Annotated in this window: 4 rRNA genes (2 of these 4 running past the window's edge); all 4 read left to right on the forward strand. The window is 50.8% G+C overall.

The features are described 5' to 3' along the window. Positions 1 to 116, forward strand: a 23S ribosomal RNA gene (locus NYE20_RS00945); it begins 2,812 nt to the left of the window's first position. A gap of 55 nt (positions 117 to 171) precedes the next feature. Then, positions 172 to 287 (forward strand): 5S ribosomal RNA (rrf, locus tag NYE20_RS00950). Positions 288 to 473: 186 nt separating this feature from the next. Beyond that, positions 474 to 2,023: ribosomal RNA gene (locus NYE20_RS00955) — 16S ribosomal RNA — on the forward strand. A gap of 170 nt (positions 2,024 to 2,193) precedes the next feature. Then, positions 2,194 to 2,500: ribosomal RNA gene (locus NYE20_RS00960) — 23S ribosomal RNA — on the forward strand (it continues 2,621 nt past the right edge of the window). Together the 16S, 23S and 5S rRNA genes form the textbook arrangement of a ribosomal RNA operon.

Genomic DNA, 2,500 nt, shown 5'->3' on the forward strand with positions numbered 1-2,500 from the left:
TTTCCCATTCCGCAAGGAAGTAAGATCCCTGAAAGATGATCAGGTTGATAGGTCTGAGGTGGAAGTGTGGCGACACATGGAGCTGACAGATACTAATCGATCGAGGACTTAACCATATTTTTGAGTGATGTCACACCTGTTATCTAGTTTTGAGAGAACACTCTCAATTTGTTTGGTGGCGATAGCGAAGAGGTCACACCCGTTCCCATACCGAACACGGAAGTTAAGCTCTTCAGCGCCGATGGTAGTCGGGGGTTTCCCCCTGTGAGAGTAGGACGCCGCCAAGCAATTGCACGTTAGTGTAATTTTTAAAAAAAGTTGTTGACTTTGAAGAAGTGACGTTGTATACTAATAAAGTTGCTTTAACAAAGCGGACAAACAAAATGATCTTTGAAAACTAAACAAGACAAAACGTACCTGTTAATTCAGTTTTTAAAAATCGCACAGCGATGTGCGTAGTCAGTCAAACTACTTTATCGGAGAGTTTGATCCTGGCTCAGGACGAACGCTGGCGGCGTGCCTAATACATGCAAGTCGAGCGGACAGATGGGAGCTTGCTCCCTGATGTTAGCGGCGGACGGGTGAGTAACACGTGGGTAACCTGCCTGTAAGACTGGGATAACTCCGGGAAACCGGGGCTAATACCGGATGGTTGTTTGAACCGCATGGTTCAAACATAAAAGGTGGCTTCGGCTACCACTTACAGATGGACCCGCGGCGCATTAGCTAGTTGGTGAGGTAACGGCTCACCAAGGCAACGATGCGTAGCCGACCTGAGAGGGTGATCGGCCACACTGGGACTGAGACACGGCCCAGACTCCTACGGGAGGCAGCAGTAGGGAATCTTCCGCAATGGACGAAAGTCTGACGGAGCAACGCCGCGTGAGTGATGAAGGTTTTCGGATCGTAAAGCTCTGTTGTTAGGGAAGAACAAGTACCGTTCGAATAGGGCGGTACCTTGACGGTACCTAACCAGAAAGCCACGGCTAACTACGTGCCAGCAGCCGCGGTAATACGTAGGTGGCAAGCGTTGTCCGGAATTATTGGGCGTAAAGGGCTCGCAGGCGGTTTCTTAAGTCTGATGTGAAAGCCCCCGGCTCAACCGGGGAGGGTCATTGGAAACTGGGGAACTTGAGTGCAGAAGAGGAGAGTGGAATTCCACGTGTAGCGGTGAAATGCGTAGAGATGTGGAGGAACACCAGTGGCGAAGGCGACTCTCTGGTCTGTAACTGACGCTGAGGAGCGAAAGCGTGGGGAGCGAACAGGATTAGATACCCTGGTAGTCCACGCCGTAAACGATGAGTGCTAAGTGTTAGGGGGTTTCCGCCCCTTAGTGCTGCAGCTAACGCATTAAGCACTCCGCCTGGGGAGTACGGTCGCAAGACTGAAACTCAAAGGAATTGACGGGGGCCCGCACAAGCGGTGGAGCATGTGGTTTAATTCGAAGCAACGCGAAGAACCTTACCAGGTCTTGACATCCTCTGACAATCCTAGAGATAGGACGTCCCCTTCGGGGGCAGAGTGACAGGTGGTGCATGGTTGTCGTCAGCTCGTGTCGTGAGATGTTGGGTTAAGTCCCGCAACGAGCGCAACCCTTGATCTTAGTTGCCAGCATTCAGTTGGGCACTCTAAGGTGACTGCCGGTGACAAACCGGAGGAAGGTGGGGATGACGTCAAATCATCATGCCCCTTATGACCTGGGCTACACACGTGCTACAATGGACAGAACAAAGGGCAGCGAAACCGCGAGGTTAAGCCAATCCCACAAATCTGTTCTCAGTTCGGATCGCAGTCTGCAACTCGACTGCGTGAAGCTGGAATCGCTAGTAATCGCGGATCAGCATGCCGCGGTGAATACGTTCCCGGGCCTTGTACACACCGCCCGTCACACCACGAGAGTTTGTAACACCCGAAGTCGGTGAGGTAACCTTTTAGGAGCCAGCCGCCGAAGGTGGGACAGATGATTGGGGTGAAGTCGTAACAAGGTAGCCGTATCGGAAGGTGCGGCTGGATCACCTCCTTTCTAAGGATATTATACGGAATATAAGACCTTGGGTCTTATAAACAGAACGTTCCCTGTCTTGTTTAGTTTTGAAGGATCATTCCTTCGAAACGTGTTCTTTGAAAACTAGATAACAGTAGACATCACATTCAATTAGTAACACAAGATATCACATAGTGATTCTTTTTAACGGTTAAGTTAGAAAGGGCGCACGGTGGATGCCTTGGCACTAGGAGCCGATGAAGGACGGGACGAACACCGATATGCTTCGGGGAGCTGTAAGCAAGCTTTGATCCGGAGATTTCCGAATGGGGAAACCCACCACTCGTAATGGAGTGGTATCCATATCTGAATTCATAGGATATGAGAAGGCAGACCCGGGGAACTGAAACATCTAAGTACCCGGAGGAAGAGAAAGCAAATGCGATTCCCTGAGTAGCGGCGAGCGAAACGGGATTAGCCCAAACCAAGAGGCTTGCCTCTTGGGGTTGTAGGACA

The organism is Bacillus sp. FSL R5-0416 (assembly GCF_037975425.1).
GTDB lineage: Bacteria > Bacillota > Bacilli > Bacillales > Bacillaceae > Bacillus > Bacillus subtilis.